At 35.9% G+C, this 14723-nt stretch carries 16 protein-coding genes; 4 read left to right on the forward strand and 12 right to left on the reverse strand.

Features of this window, described 5'->3' with window-relative positions; genetic code table 11:
• Nucleotides 1–153: 153 nt before the first annotated feature.
• Nucleotides 154–726 carry a hypothetical protein gene (locus tag J2Z26_RS12350; RefSeq protein WP_193535462.1) on the forward strand — a complete coding sequence of 191 codons (573 nt, stop codon included), beginning with the start codon at nt 154–156 and terminating at the stop codon, nt 724–726.
• Nucleotides 727–796: 70 nt separating this feature from the next.
• Here the strand turns inward: J2Z26_RS12350 and J2Z26_RS12355 are convergent, their stop codons facing one another.
• The 4 genes from J2Z26_RS12355 to J2Z26_RS12370 form a co-directional block, all read right to left on the reverse strand.
• The gene (locus J2Z26_RS12355; protein ID WP_193535463.1) at nt 797–1204 is read right to left on the reverse strand and encodes a zinc uptake transcriptional repressor Zur; all 408 of its coding nucleotides are present in this window, start codon (nt 1202–1204) and stop codon (nt 797–799) included.
• Nucleotides 1191–2045 carry a metal ABC transporter permease gene (locus tag J2Z26_RS12360; RefSeq protein ID WP_193535464.1) on the reverse strand — a complete coding sequence of 285 codons (855 nt, stop codon included), beginning with the start codon at nt 2043–2045 and terminating at the stop codon, nt 1191–1193. Before J2Z26_RS12360 ends, J2Z26_RS12355 begins: the two co-directional genes overlap by 14 nt.
• Complete coding sequence (locus J2Z26_RS12365) at nt 2038–2829, reverse strand: metal ABC transporter ATP-binding protein (RefSeq protein ID WP_193535465.1); 792 nt, start codon at nt 2827–2829, stop codon at nt 2038–2040. Before J2Z26_RS12365 ends, J2Z26_RS12360 begins: the two co-directional genes overlap by 8 nt.
• A gap of 85 nt (nt 2830–2914) precedes the next feature.
• Nucleotides 2915–3787: a YitT family protein gene (locus J2Z26_RS12370; RefSeq protein WP_193535466.1), complete on the reverse strand. Its 873-nt coding sequence runs from the start codon at nt 3785–3787 to the stop codon at nt 2915–2917.
• A 142-nt stretch (nt 3788–3929) separates the two neighbouring features.
• Here J2Z26_RS12370 and J2Z26_RS12375 point away from each other — a divergent pair, with 142 nt between their 5' ends.
• Nucleotides 3930–4181 carry a DUF2624 domain-containing protein gene (locus tag J2Z26_RS12375; RefSeq protein ID WP_193535467.1) on the forward strand — a complete coding sequence of 84 codons (252 nt, stop codon included), beginning with the start codon at nt 3930–3932 and terminating at the stop codon, nt 4179–4181.
• A gap of 73 nt (nt 4182–4254) precedes the next feature.
• Here J2Z26_RS12375 and J2Z26_RS12380 read toward each other — a convergent pair whose 3' ends face one another.
• Both J2Z26_RS12380 and J2Z26_RS12385 read right to left on the reverse strand, forming a co-directional pair.
• Nucleotides 4255–5148, reverse strand: coding sequence for a deoxyribonuclease IV (locus J2Z26_RS12380; RefSeq protein ID WP_193535468.1), 894 nt, complete (start codon nt 5146–5148; stop codon nt 4255–4257).
• 27 nt (nt 5149–5175) lie between these two features.
• Nucleotides 5176–6486, reverse strand: a complete 1311-nt coding sequence (locus J2Z26_RS12385; protein WP_193535469.1) for a DEAD/DEAH box helicase — start codon at nt 6484–6486, stop codon at nt 5176–5178.
• 234 nt (nt 6487–6720) lie between these two features.
• Between J2Z26_RS12385 and vrrA the strand changes: the two genes are divergently transcribed.
• On the forward strand, nt 6721–7239 hold the full coding sequence (gene vrrA / locus J2Z26_RS12390) for a VrrA/YqfQ family protein (protein ID WP_193535470.1): 519 nt from the start codon (nt 6721–6723) through the stop codon (nt 7237–7239).
• A gap of 145 nt (nt 7240–7384) precedes the next feature.
• Nucleotides 7385–8323: a 4-hydroxy-3-methylbut-2-enyl diphosphate reductase gene (locus J2Z26_RS12395; protein WP_193535471.1), complete on the forward strand. Its 939-nt coding sequence runs from the start codon at nt 7385–7387 to the stop codon at nt 8321–8323.
• 681 nt (nt 8324–9004) lie between these two features.
• On the opposite strand, the gene J2Z26_RS12400 is transcribed toward J2Z26_RS12395, so the two are convergent.
• The 6 genes from J2Z26_RS12400 to rpoD form a co-directional block, all read right to left on the reverse strand.
• Nucleotides 9005–10126, reverse strand: a complete 1122-nt coding sequence (locus tag J2Z26_RS12400) for a Nif3-like dinuclear metal center hexameric protein (protein WP_193535472.1) — start codon at nt 10124–10126, stop codon at nt 9005–9007.
• Nucleotides 10123–10827 carry a tRNA (adenine(22)-N(1))-methyltransferase gene (locus tag J2Z26_RS12405; RefSeq protein ID WP_193535473.1) on the reverse strand — a complete coding sequence of 235 codons (705 nt, stop codon included), beginning with the start codon at nt 10825–10827 and terminating at the stop codon, nt 10123–10125. Before J2Z26_RS12405 ends, J2Z26_RS12400 begins: the two co-directional genes overlap by 4 nt.
• A 120-nt stretch (nt 10828–10947) precedes the next feature.
• Entirely contained in the window at nt 10948–11307 is a 360-nt protein-coding gene (gene cccA / locus J2Z26_RS12410; protein ID WP_193535474.1) for a cytochrome c550, read from the reverse strand.
• A 443-nt stretch (nt 11308–11750) separates the two neighbouring features.
• The gene (locus J2Z26_RS12415; RefSeq protein WP_193535475.1) at nt 11751–12890 is read right to left on the reverse strand and encodes an acyl-CoA dehydrogenase; all 1140 of its coding nucleotides are present in this window, start codon (nt 12888–12890) and stop codon (nt 11751–11753) included.
• Nucleotides 12891–12977: 87 nt separating this feature from the next.
• Complete coding sequence (locus tag J2Z26_RS12420; protein ID WP_193535476.1) at nt 12978–13502, reverse strand: hypothetical protein; 525 nt, start codon at nt 13500–13502, stop codon at nt 12978–12980.
• Between the two features lie 77 nt (nt 13503–13579).
• A complete protein-coding gene (gene rpoD / locus J2Z26_RS12425; protein ID WP_193535477.1) occupies nt 13580–14713 on the reverse strand; it encodes an RNA polymerase sigma factor RpoD in 1134 nt (377 codons plus the stop codon).
• Between the last annotated feature and the right edge of the window lie 10 nt (nt 14714–14723).

The following is a 14723-nucleotide window of genomic DNA, read 5'->3' on the forward strand; positions in this document are numbered from 1 at the left end:
TTCCTTAAGAGTAAGGAGCATTTATATTATTGAACCAATGACGTCTAATTATGTTGTTAATGTTTTCTTCTAATGGAAAGAAGTATAGTATGTTAAACTATAACTATTCTGTAAATCATGCTATTAATGTTATTCAAGGAGATGCTGTAAAAAATGAATAAGAAACTTGGTATCGATATTGATGGAACGATAACATGTCCAACAACATTTGTTCCTTATATTAATGAATCATTTCATATGAATATAACGCTTAACGATATGACTGAATACGATTTGCGTCCATTATTAAAAGTTAATGACGAACAGTTTTGGGAATGGATGAACAAAGTAGAACCAACCATCTATAAAAATGCACCTTTGGCAAAAGATGCAAAGTCTGTCTTGGATATTTGGAAAGATCACCATGAATTAATTTATATTAGTGCTAGAAGAGATCAATACGTACCTGTTACTCATGAATGGTTTAAGGATAATCAAATGCACTATCATAAAATTGATTTAGTTGGAAGTCATGACAAATTAGAGGCTGTAAAGAGGCATAAAATTGACTTGTTCTTTGAAGATAAACATGACAATGCATGTGATATCAGTGAAGAATGTAAGATTCCTGTAATCCTTTTTAATACACCATACAATCAAGATCCTATCCCCCAAAACGTAATTAGGGTAAATGATTGGGTAGAGGCACGAAATTGGGTGGACAAGTATATTAAAGAACAAACCTAAAATAAGTAAAGGTGTCCCCATTTATTAGTAAGGGGACACCTTTTACCTTTTCATCCAAGTTTGGTTTAATTTAACACTCAGGACATGTACCGTAAATTTCGAATTTATGACCAGTAACCTCATACCCCTTGAGATTGTCAGATAATACTTCCATTGGACATAGGTCAATCTCTTTTGTCTTTCCACATTCCATGCAAATAAAATGATGGTGATGGTGCTTTGTACTGCAAGTAAATCGGAAATGCTTTTCCCCAGATAACTCAGTGGTTTCTAAAATACCTAACTCTACAAAGGTAGAAAGATTGCGATATATTGTATCAAAACTTAAGCCTGGGTAATCATCTTTCATATGATCTAATACATCCTTAGCTGTTAGATATTTATTGGATTTTGAAAATAACTCCAGCATATCTTCTCTTTTACCCGTATGTTTAAACCCTTTTTCTTTCATTAATTCTAACGCTTCAGTTACTTTCATTTTTAAACGATCTTCCTCTCCGCCACTTTTTCCAACTGATTGCACTAATCAAGATGAAAACTGCTAGCACAACAATTGTTCCACCAGGAGCTAAGTCTAAATGATAGGATAAAATTAATCCGACAATTACAGAGATTTCCCCAAATAACACTGAGAAAAAGATGGTTTGTTTAAAACCATTGGCTATTCGGATACTTGCTGCGACTGGAATTGTCATTAACGAGGAAACTAATAAAATCCCTACAATTCTCATCGAGGCAGCAATTACAAGAGCAACTGTTATGATAAAAATGAAGTGTATTAACTTAGAATTTATTCCAGATGCAATCGCATGTTCTTCATCGAACGATAAAAGAAATAATTCTTTATAAAATAAAATAATAATAACTACAACAAAACCTGAGATTCCTACAACAGCCCACATATCACTTCTACTTACTGCACTAACACTTCCGAATAAGTAATTAAATAAGTCCGTATTAAATCCATCGGCAAGAGAAATAAATATAACACTTAATCCGATTCCTCCGGATAAAATGATAGGTATTGCAAGCTCCTGATAATGTTTATAGATACCTCTTAATTTTTCGATAAATAAGGAACCTGTAACGGAGAAAGCCATTCCCATATAAAGAGGGTTAATCCCTACAAGGCCAAAGCGTTTCTCTATAAACAAACTAGCTGCTATTCCAGCAAGAGTAACGTGACTAAGCGCATCAGCAATCAAGGATAAACGTCTAACAACTACAAACACTCCAAGTAATGGTGCTATAAAGCCTATCAATACCCCTGCAATAAAGGCATTTTGTAAAAATTCATACTGTAAGAGTCCTTCAAGCATGGTTGTGTCCTCCATGATTATGACTATGATCATGTGTTAATACATGAAGGTGATGGCCATAAAACTGTGAAAAATCTTTTTCTTGTAATTCATCGAAATCCTTTGCACTCCCGTGAAAATGTAAATGCTTATTTAAACAAGCAACGTGAGTAACTTTATCGGTAATTGTACCAACGTCATGCGTAACTAAGATTAATGTAATTCCTAATCGTTTGTTTAAATCATCTAGCATATTATAGAAATTTTGCACTGTTTGCGCATCAATTCCAACTGTTGGTTCATCAAGAATCAATAACTCTGGTTGACTTACAAGTGCTCTTGCTATAAACACTCTTTGCTGTTGTCCTCCTGATAATTCGCCAATGTTTCTATGAACGAACTCAGTCATACCTACAGAAGCAATTGCCTCTGTCACCAATTGCTTATTTTCTTTACCTAAGAATTTAAATAATCCAAGTTTTGATGTTAAACCACTAGCTACAACTTCGAAAACTGTAGCAGGAAAGCCTGAGTTAAAACTATTTGCTTTTTGTGAGACAAATCCAATTTTGTGCCAGTTCTTAAACGAGTGAATATCTGTACCAAATAGCTTTATCGTGCCTTTTTGTGGCTTTAAAAGTCCTAGTAAGCACTTTAACAACGTTGATTTTCCAGAACCATTTGGTCCTACTAAACCTAAAAAAGCACCTTTTGGTACAGTTAAATGTATATCTTCAAGCACATTTTGCTTTTCATATCGATAATACAGATGATCGATTTCTAATATTAGGTTATGGTCTTGCATGAAATCACCTTTTCAGTTTTTAAGAATCATTCCGATTTACAAGTATACATGACACTCAACCTTTTGTAAAGAAAGGGGCTAGTTGTTAATGAATAGCTGATTTAAATTTTCCACCCTTTACTTCATGGGTGTCCATTATTGTGATAAAGGCATTTGGATCGACCTCATGAATTAGTGATTTAAGTTTAGTTACCTCTAAACGAGTGATAACAACATAAATTACATCCTTGTCCTTGTCAGTAAAGCCACCTTTACCTTTCAACTTTGTTGTCCCTCTCCCTAGTCGGTCTAGTATTGCATCAGATATCTCATCATACTCATCAGAAACAATAAATGCTGCCTTCGTTTCATCTAATCCCTGAATTACTGTATCGATAGTTTTAAAGGCAATGTAGTAGGTCATAACAGAGTACATCGCTTGTTCTGGACCAAATACGAAGGCTGCCCATAAAAAGATAAAAATATTAATAAACATAATAAACTCACCGACGGAGAATGGTAGCTTTTTAGTCAATAAAATCCCTAGTATTTCGGTACCGTCCATTGCCCCACCGTGTCGAATGACTAAGCCTACTCCCACTCCAAGGATTAAGCCCCCAAAAACGGTAGCTAAAATGGGCTCATTCGTAAATGGTTCTACATGGTGTAAGATTGTTTCGATTATTGCCAAAGCGCCAATTGCTAATAAGGAAGACCACATAAAGGTTTTTCCGATGAATTTATAACCGTAATACATAAAGGGTAAATTTAGTACGATAATTAATAGTGCGAAGCTTATGTATGAAGGTGTTAAATAGTCTAAGATAAGAGAAATTCCGATTACTCCGCCATCAATGATCTTGTTAGGTACTAAAAATAATTCAATTGATACTGCAGCTAGACCAGCACCAAAAATAATCATGATAATTCTATATACAATACTAACTAATCCTTCTTTTTTATGTTGTTTGTGCGCCATAAATCCCCCTACTCGTTCCTATTTCATTAACATATATTATACAATACCTTTTCCTTTGAGGATAATTACAAACTCTTCTCTAATTTTTTCTCACATATTTTAAGACTATCTCATAATGTAAACATAGAGGTGAGAATAAGGGATGAGTTTATTTAAAAACATTATTAATAAAAAAATGAATTCTATTACTGTAGACGAACTTTTATCTTATAGTCAGCAATATCAAGTCGCTATAAATCGAAATCAGGCAAAAGAAATTGTTAAATTGATCCGCGGAAAAAACATAAATCTATTTGATGATAACGAACGACATAGGCTCCTAAAGCAGGTTGCCCGAATTACTAGTCCTGAGGTAGCAAGACAGTTGAATACTTTATTCAATCAATTATTGTAATCCATATGAAATGAAACAAAAACTGTCAAGATATTTAACTTGACAGTTTTTATTGTTCAATTACATTATACTTTTATGAGTTACTGATTTTTGTTAAAAGTTCAGAGTCAAATTCTTTTCCCTTTAACATCTCAATTTCAAATTTGTATGGTGCTTTTTTATTGTTTTTGTCTTCCCCAACAAATGGAGTTTCTAAAATTTTGGGAACACTCGTTAACTGTGGATGATGAACGATGTAGCTAAGTGCAGAAAAGCCAATGTTACCGAAACCGATGTTTTCATGTCTATCTTTTCTTGCCCCACGTTCATTTTTGCTATCATTAATGTGTAGAACCTTAAGTCGATCTATTCCAATCAACTTATCAAACTCATTTAATACACCGTCAAAATCTTCCACAATGTCATAGCCTGCATCGTGTGTGTGACACGTATCAAAACATACCGAGATTTTTTCATTATGTTTCACACCATCAATAATTTTGGCAATTTCCTCAAATGAACTTCCACATTCAGACCCTTTCCCCGCCATCGTCTCTAAAGCAATTTGTACTTCTTGATCTGAAGTAACAACTTCATTTAATCCCTCAATGATTTTCTGAATCCCACATTCAGCACCTGCACCTACGTGAGCACCAGGATGAAGTACAATTTGTCTAGCACCTAGCGCGTATGTACGCTCTATTTCCGAACGCAGAAAGTTTACTCCAAGCTCAAAAGTTGAAGGATTAGTTGAGTTTCCAATATTAATAATATAAGGAGCATGAACGATAATCTCGTCAATTCCATTTTCCTTCATGTGTGCTAATCCAGCATCTATGTTAAGGTCTTCTATTTTTTTTCTTCTAGTATTTTGAGGTGCACCTGTATAAATCATAAAGGTATTTGCTCCATATGAAACAGCCTCAGTACTTGCTGCCAATAGCATATCTTTCCCACTCATTGATACATGTGAGCCAAGCTTTATCATTCGAAACACTCCAATCCCATCAACGTTCTATTTTCTTTTCACTCTTCTTTGGCGCTTTTTAAATTGTTCCATTTCCCTCGTCATTTTTTTCTTATAACCAGGTTTTACTTTACTCGGTCTTCTAACAGCACTTCTTGCTTGTCTTTCTACTTCATCATCTTGTTTTTGTCTATTTTTACGTTTATTTCTTTCACCAAGTTTGACCCATTCATTTTTCTCTAGGTCAAGATTTGTAAATGTGATTCCTAATTTTTCTAGTTTATTTAAGGCATCCTCATCTGATAGTTCATATATCGTGGCAGCTATACCAGAATAACCCGCTCTTGCAGTTCGACCTACTCGATGGATATAAAAATCTAAATCAGAAGGTAACTCATAGTTGATTACGTGACTTACACCTTCAATGTCAATTCCCCTTGCCGCAAGGTCTGTAGCTACAACATATTGAAACTCTAAATCACTTATTTGCTTCATTACTTTCTTACGGTCACGCGGAGACAATCCTCCATGAATTCTCCCTACTTTAAGACCTTTTTCAAGTAAACCATCTGCCACTTCATCAGCCATTTTTTTTGTATTTGTAAAAACAATTGCTAAATAAGGGTTATATGCTTTGAGCATATCATGTAAAAGTTTAAGTTTGTTACGGTGTCTTAATGGAACTAACACATGCTCCACTTTTGCTGCTGTCGCTTGCTTTGGTGCCACGTGTGTATATTTAGGATTATCAAGGTACTTTTTTAAGAAAGGCTTAAGTTTTTCTGGAATTGTTGCTGAGAAAACAAGAATTTGAATCTTCTCAGGCATTTTTGCTGCAACTTGGTCTACATCCTCTATAAAGCCCATATCGAGCATTAAATCAGCCTCGTCAATTACAATCGTTGTTGCTGTATGTACTAACAATGCATTTTCTTTAGTAAGATCGTTGATTCTTCCTGGAGTTCCAACAACAATGTGTGGCTGTGTTTTTAATTTATCAATCGCCCTTTGTTTATCCGTTCCACCAACAAAATTTTTCGCTGTGATCTGTTCATCTGGTGAGCAATTTTTAATAACCTTAAGAACTTCCTGATAGATTTGGGTAGCTAATTCTCTAGTCGGAGCTGTAATCACTGCTTGTACTTCTTGTAAAGAAGGATTAATTTTGTTTAGCAAAGGCAGAAGGTATGCGTGAGTTTTACCAGTACCTGTTTGCGATTGACCAATTGCACTTTCACCACGTTGAATAGAAGGAATAAGACGCTCCTGTATATCTGTTGGTTTTGTAAATTTTAGTTCCGCCAGTGCCTCCATAATAAAAGGTTGAAATTCAAAACGCTCAAATTGATTATTTTCCATAATAGTAGTAACCTCATTTATCAATTATTTATTATTAGTTATTTTTCGACATATACGAACAATTAAACCTAATTTCTCATTATAAATGATTTTTTTCCAAAAAACCATAAACCGAGCCTAATATTTCCTGATTTTAAACATTCTACTACACATTAGCATATTGTAACTAAGAGGGTATCTGTAATTATTTTGATACTTTTTACTTATGTCATTAACAATGAAAGGAGGAAAAATATGTTTCCAGGAAGACAAATACCTCCAATGCAAGGATTTCCTATGCAAAACCCATTCGGCGGTGGCTTTCAACCACAGCAAATGGCTAGTCGTGGTGCAGGTGGTCTGTTAAAAAGACTATTTTCAGGTGCTTCTTCTTCACCTATGCAAGGAGTAGCGAACCCTTCAGCTGCTCAAGGAATGTTTAATCCCTCGACTATTCAAGGTCTTGCAAATCCTGCAAACCTTAGTGGTATGTTAGGTAACGTTCAAAAGGCTTTAAAAATGGCTGAAACGGTTGGACCAATGGTACAGCAGTACGGTCCTTTAGTTAGAAATATTCCCGCAATGTATAAGATTTATAAGGAACTTAATAATAATGATTCAGAAACTGTTAATGCTGAAGAAGGCAAAGATGTAGAAGCTTCAATTAGAAAAAAAGAAGTTAAGGAAAGGGAAGTTCCTAAAGAGAAGGAAGCCACAACCACTAAAAGAAAATCAACTGAACAGAAAGCTTCGTTACCTAAGCTCTATGTTTAAGTTGTCATAACAATAGTATATCATGCTTTGTATTATTCTCCTTACTCCGATATAATAATAAGAGATTAGAAGATTATTTTGGCGAAAGAACGGGTCGAACAAAAGTTAATCGTTCCTTTACCATTAGTCTAAAGGAGGAGAATACATGGATGTCATTAAAATCGCACCACGAGGTTATTGTTATGGTGTTGTAGATGCAATGGTTATTGCAAAAAATGCTGCTTTAGATAAAAATTTGCCTAGGCCCATTTATATATTAGGAATGATTGTTCACAATAAGCATGTTACTGATGCATTTATAGATGAAGGTATTATCACATTAGATGGTGCAAACCGATTAGAAATTCTGGACCAGGTTACGGAAGGTACAGTTATCTTTACAGCGCACGGTGTGTCTCCAGAAGTAAAGAAACTAGCGAGAGATAAAGGTTTGGTTACGATTGATGCAACGTGTCCAGATGTTACTCGCACACATGACTTAATTAAAGAAAAGGTTGCTGAGGGCTTCCAAATTATTTATATTGGCAAGAAGGGACATCCTGAGCCAGAGGGTGCTGTCGGAGTTGCTCCGACCCATGTTCATCTTGTTGAAACGGAAGAAGACGTTAATCAATTATCGTTAGATAGTGACAAAATTGTCGTTACTAACCAAACGACTATGAGCCAATGGGATGTTGCAGATGTAATGCAAAAGGTAAAAGAGAAGTATCCACAAACTGAAGTGCATCGTGAAATCTGTATGGCTACACAGGTGCGACAAGAAGCAGTAGCAGAGCAAGCTGGTGAAGCAGATGTAACAATTGTAGTTGGGGATCCTAAGAGTAATAACTCAAATCGATTGGCCCAAGTTTCTGAAGAGATTGCTGGAACGAAAGCTTATCGTATTGCAGATTTAAGTGAGCTAAAGCTTGAGTGGTTAAAAGGGGCAAAAACAGTAGCTGTTACTGCAGGTGCTTCTACGCCTACCCCGATAACAAAAGAGGTTATTACGTTTTTAGAGCAATATGATCCAAGTGATGAAAAGGAATGGGAACTTGAGAGAAAGGTTCCGCTTCATAAGATTTTGCCTAAAGTAAAGTCGTAAACACAATAAATTTCAAAAGAGCATTCACCTCTTCTATGGGAAATGCTCTTTTTTAATTGCTTGCTTGAGGGCTCATAAACTGATTTATGTGACCTCTATTTGGCTTTTTTACTTACTTGAGGGCTCATAAACTGGTTTATGTGACCTCTCTTGGTTATTTTGCTCGCTCGAGGGCTCATAAACTGATTTATGTGACCTCTCTTTGGCTTTTTTGCTTGCTTAAGGGCTCATAAACTGGTTTATGTGACCTCTCTTTGGCTTTTTTGCTCGCTCAAGGTCACATAAACTGGTTTATGTGACCTCTCTTTGGCTTTTTTGCTCGTTTGAGGGCTCATATACTAATTAATGAGACCTCTCTTTGGCTTTTTTGCTCGCTTGAGGGCTCATATACTAATTAATGAGACCTCTCTTTGGCTTTTTTGCTCGCTTGAGGGCTCATATACTAATTTAAGTGACCTCTCTTTGGCTATTTTGCTTGCTTGAGGGCACATAAACTGATTTTTGTTTATGTAACTTTTGAAAATACACGTCAATGTGAGATCCCTCAGGAGCGAATGCGAGCTCATGGACCGCCCGATGAGAATCCGATGTTGAATAAGCCGGAAATTGGGCTTTTTCATGATTCCCCGCGGAAAGCGGGTGCCTACAGCATAAATCAAGATGTACTGTAGCCGACACTTTTTACCTAAATGTAAAAGGGTTCGTATCCGCTGCAGAAGGGAAAATGTTAACTTTGTATTTATTTTCATCACAAAGAGTTCCTAAGACCTTTGTTACCCCTTGCTTCATAATCTTTTCGATATAATGTCCTGCATCGATGATGTTTAATCCCATGGCCATTGCGTCATGGGCGACATGGTAGTAGATATCACCAGTCACATATACATCGGCACCTTTGAACTTCGCACTCGTTATGTATTTATTACCATCTCCGCCAAGGACTGCTACCTTTTTTACCTTTGCATCCAAGTTCCCTACTATGCGAACACCATCAACATCTAATGCTTCTTTTACAAAGTCTGCAAACTCTGCGATGGTTTGTTCCTGTTTGATTTTCCCCACTCGACCTAAGCCTAATTCAACGCCCTTATTATCAAGAGGGTAAATATCATATGCCACTTCCTCGTAAGGATGGGCCTTTATCATGGCAGAAATTACTTTTCTTTGAAGGGAAGCAGGAATAATCGTTTCGATTTTAACCTCGTTTACTTGTTCTAATTTACCGATTTGGCCAATAACTGGATTCGCAGATCCATTAGGTAAAAAAGTTCCTGTTCCGGATGTATTAAAAGTACAATAGCTATAATTACCGATAGCCCCTGCACCAGCATTACCAATAGCTTCTCGAACCGTATCAGCATCAGTTTCTGGAACATACACAACTAACTTCTTTAATGAGTCCTCATAGGTTGGAGATAACACTTCAACATCTTGTAAATTTAGTGCTTCTGCCAACATATCATTGACTCCACCATTCGCTACATCTAGATTTGTATGTGCAGCATACACAGCGATATCATGTTTTATGCACATTTCAACAATTTTTCCTGCTGGTTGGTCAGTGATCACTGACTTTAAAGGACGAAAAATAGGTGGATGATGTGCAATGATGAGATCTACATTCTTTTCAATTGCTTCATCAATCACATTCTCTAGTACATCTAAAGCAATCATGATATTACGAATAGGTTTATTTAATGTCCCAATTTGCAGGCCAATTTTATCTCCTTCTACTGCATATGCCTTAGGTGAATACTTCTCAAACAACTGAATGATTTCAAATCCATTAGGTATTTTACTCACTTTAATACCTCCCTTACGATGTTACTGTTATGTATTAACTCTTCTTTTCTTTTGTTATTTTCTTCAGTTTTTTCAGCATGTTCTAACTGGGAGATAATTTTTTCCCAGTGATTTAATTCGTTTATCCATTTTTTAATAAATACTTCATTTTTTTCTTTCATCAAAAATGGCCCTAGAAGAACTCCTGCTTCTATTGAATCATAAGGTGTTTTCGGATTCCCTTTATCTGAGACTAAAATTTCATAGATCTTTCCATCTTCTTCTAGAATTTCTTCTGCCGTTAGTTCCCAGCCATTATCTAAAAGCCATTCTCTTATTCTGTGTGCACCAATATTTGGCTGAAGGATAAGCCTTTCGACACCCGTTAACTTTGCTTTCCCTTTTTCGAGAATACTTCTAATTAAGGTTCCTCCCATTCCTGCAATCGTTATACAAGTTACTTCATTTGGTTCAATAACCTCTAGGCCGTCTCCTTTTCTAACATCAATCATTTCTGAGAGACCAGACTTAGCTACTTGCTCTTTTGCAGATTGTAGTGGACCTTCGGTGATTTCTCCAGCTATTCCCTTTTTAATAGAGCCTCTCAGAGAGGCAAAACAAGGCAAGTATGCATGGTCTGAACCTATATCAGCCAAAATTGAATTTTTAGGAATATAGTTAGCTACTGTCTCCAGCCTTTTTGATAATCTTAATTCATTCATTGAAACACCACTTCTCTCCATAATCTTCTACTACATATCATTACAAACAATTATAGTATATGCAAATTTATATGGGCAAAAAAAAGAGTCCTTTACATAGGCAAAGGACTCTATCAGTTATTATTTTACTTCCATTAACCAAGCAGTAAATTCTTCAAGCTTATCATTTGGTACTAAACCACCTTGCATGATTCCTTTACCATTTTTTATGATATCTTGAATTTCTTCGCTAGATAGTCTATCACCAACACCTAAAAGTGCAGGACCAACTCCACCATTAAAATCGGCACCATGACATGCTAAGCATTGCTGTTGGTAAATTTCTTCAGGAGATGCTGCAGCTGTTTCGGATTGAGGAGCCTCTTCACCATCACTTGCAATTTCGTCCATGTTATTTAATCCAACAAAAGATAGAACAAACATAAGTCCAAGACCTAAAATTCCAATTAACGCGAAAGGAATTAATGGATTACGATTCATAATAAATAACCTCCCTTATGTAAAAATGCTTGTAGATATATCGTTAATTATTTAATCCAAACAATAACTATTTTACTCCAAAACTGTAAGAAGTGCTAGACCTAAATGTACAAGTTATACGTAAAATAAAAGTTTCAATCTTCTTTATTTATAAATAATTCACATTTTCGTCAAAAACAGTTTCTAAATACACCTGTTGATTTCAGCGGAAAGCACTCGCTTTCCGCGGGCGGTCCGTGAGCCTCCTCGGCGCTTTGCGCCTGTGGGGTCTCACTTTGACGCTCCGGATATCCCGCAGGAGTCTCGTGCCTTCCGCTGAAATCAATACAGTAATACAATATTAATAATATGTTTTAGCATAAATAAGAAAAAGCTTCGTCCAAAGAAGAAGAAGCTTTTTACTCTTTTCTATTTTATTATAACCATATCTTGCTAAGGATAGTCTAGCAGCCTAGGGAACGAGCGATTACCATTCGTTGAACTTCGGACGTGCCTTCTCCTATTTCAAGAAGTTTTGCATCACGCATAAATCTCTCAACTTGATATTCTCTCATGTAGCCGTATCCACCATGAATTTGTATAGCTTGACTTGTAACCTCCATACAAATTTCAGACGCATATAGCTTACACATTGCAGCTTCTTTACCGAATGGTCTGCCTTGGTCCTTTAACCATGCAGCTTTATAAACCATAGTACGAGCTAGCTCAATTTTCATTGCCATATCTGCTAATTTAAATTGAATCGCTTGGAAATTTGAAAGAGAACGACCAAATTGTCTTCTTTCTTTTGCATAGGCTAGTGCTTTTTCATACGCTGCCTGAGCAATACCCACACCCATTGCACCGATACCTATTCTTCCTCCATCGAGAGTTTTAAGGAACTGTTTAAATCCTTCTCCTCGAGCACCTAAAAGGTTCTCTTGTGGAACTCTTACATCCTCTAAAACAAGTTCAGTTGTATTGGAGGAGTGGAGTCCCATCTTTTCATAATTATCGATGATTGAAAAACCTTTAGCATCGGTTGGAACAATAATCGCACTAATTTCTTTTTTATCACCATCACGACCAGTGATCGCTGTCAATGCTAAATGATTTGCATAACTTGCGTTTGTAATAAAACATTTATTACCGTTTATCACAAAATCAGTTCCATCTTCTATTGCTTCTGTTTGTGTGCCACCAGCGTCAGACCCAGCATTGGGTTCAGTAAGTCCAAAAGCACCAAAAGATTCACCCGTACAAATTGGAGTTAAATACTTTTGCTTTTGTTCTTCTGTACCAAACATATGAATAGGTGCTCCACCTAGTGAAATATGTGCTGAATAGGTGATACCTGTGGATCCACAAGCTCTGCTTAGCTCCTCAACAACAATTGCAAAGCTGACTGTATCTGCACCCGCTCCACCATATTCCTCTGGAAACGGTAATCCCATCATTCCTAACTCAGATAATTGGGTGAATATTTCCTTAGGAAACCTTTTTTCTCTATCACGTGACTCTGCTTCAGGAGCAACTTCTGCATCAGCAAACTCACGAATTGTGCGCAAAATTAGCTTTTGTTCTGTTGTTAAATCAAAGTTCATTTTAATCCCCCTAACGATATGTATCCGTTTACAATATCTATTATATCGTTAATTGAACAATATTCACAACATTTTAAAAATGCATTTTTATATGAAAAATGCTACAATTAGTAAAATCAAACCAATTACTCCTGCAATTATAAAGTACTTTTGTTTCATTTTAAGTCCTGTTAACAACCATAAAAGGCAATTGAAAACGATGATGATACTTAACACAACTACGTTTTCTTTAAAGTAATATCCACCTATTTCAATCGTTGTTATTAAAAAAAGTAATGCAAAGATTATGTAAGATAGTTGTTTTAAAAAGTTATTTTTTAAGAAAAAAGCACTAATTAGACAGATTATTATAAAAATAATGAAAATAGGCATTTGCAAAACGAAATACATTTCAGTAAAATAAATGACAAGAAGTGTTACAGGTAATAAAGAGATGAGTAAAAGGGCCATGAGTATATCCTTAAAATTTGTAGTGACCTTACTCTTCTTAATTTCTTCCTCACCTTCAGTATATAAAGTTAATAAGAAATCACAGTAGTGTTCGGGTAATAACTTACTTTGTTTCCAGAGCTTGATTTCTTTTACAATTATTTCTTTTCGATTATGGTCCATGTTTTCTCCTCAAAAGACAAAAAAGTTTACCTCAATTGTATGAAGTAAACTTTAAATTGTAAATTAATTTTTTAGGATTATTCTAAAAAGTCTTTAAGTCTTTTGCTTCGACTTGGATGACGTAGTTTACGAAGTGCTTTAGCTTCAATTTGTCGTATACGTTCTCTTGTAACTCCGAATACTTTTCCTACTTCTTCAAGAGTTCGTGTTCTGCCGTCATCTAACCCAAAGCGTAAACGAAGGACATTTTCTTCACGGTCTGTTAACGTATCAAGTACATCTTCTAATTGCTCTTTTAATAACTCGTAAGCAGCATGTTCAGAAGGAGAAGTTGCATCTTGGTCTTCAATAAAGTCACCTAAATGAGAGTCATCTTCTTCACCAATTGGTGTTTCTAATGATACAGGCTCCTGAGCAATCTTAAGAATTTCTCTTACTTTTTCTGGAGTTAAGTCCATATCTTCAGCTATTTCTTCTGGAGAAGGTTCACGGCCTAAATCCTGAAGAAGCTGTCTTTGTACACGAATCAGTTTATTAATGGTTTCTACCATATGAACCGGGATACGGATTGTTCTTGCTTGGTCAGCGATAGCACGAGTAATTGCCTGACGAATCCACCATGTAGCATAGGTACTAAATTTAAAGCCCTTGCGATAATCGAACTTTTCAACTGCTTTAATTAAGCCCATGTTACCTTCTTGGATTAAGTCTAGGAATAGCATACCTCTACCTACATAGCGTTTTGCAATACTTACTACAAGTCGTAGGTTGGCCTCAGCTAGACGTCGCTTAGCTTCCTCGTCACCTTTTTCAATTCGCTCAGCAAGTACAATTTCTTCCTCACCTGATAATAAATCAACACGACCAATCTCTTTTAGGTACATACGTACAGGGTCATTTATTTTCACTCCAGGAGGAACACTTAGGTCATTAAGGTCAAATTCTTCCTCTTTTGCTAAATCCTGAATTTTTGGATCATCCTCATCCTCATCATCAGTTCCTTCACCTAACAATTCAACACCCTGTTCTCCTAGGAACTCATAATATTCGTCTAGTTGATCTGATTCCACTTCAAACCCAGACATTTTTTCAGCTATTTCTTCGTATGTTAATACACCACGTTTTTTACCTAACTCAGTTAATTGGTCTTTTACTTGCTCAATTGTATATTCAGTATCCATTTCTTTTGAACGTGCTGATTTTTCAGCCATAAGTTCCCCT

Origin of the sequence: Cytobacillus luteolus, assembly GCF_017873715.1 — a bacterium.
In the GTDB taxonomy this organism is placed as follows: domain Bacteria; phylum Bacillota; class Bacilli; order Bacillales; family Bacillaceae_L; genus Bacillus_BV; species Bacillus_BV luteola.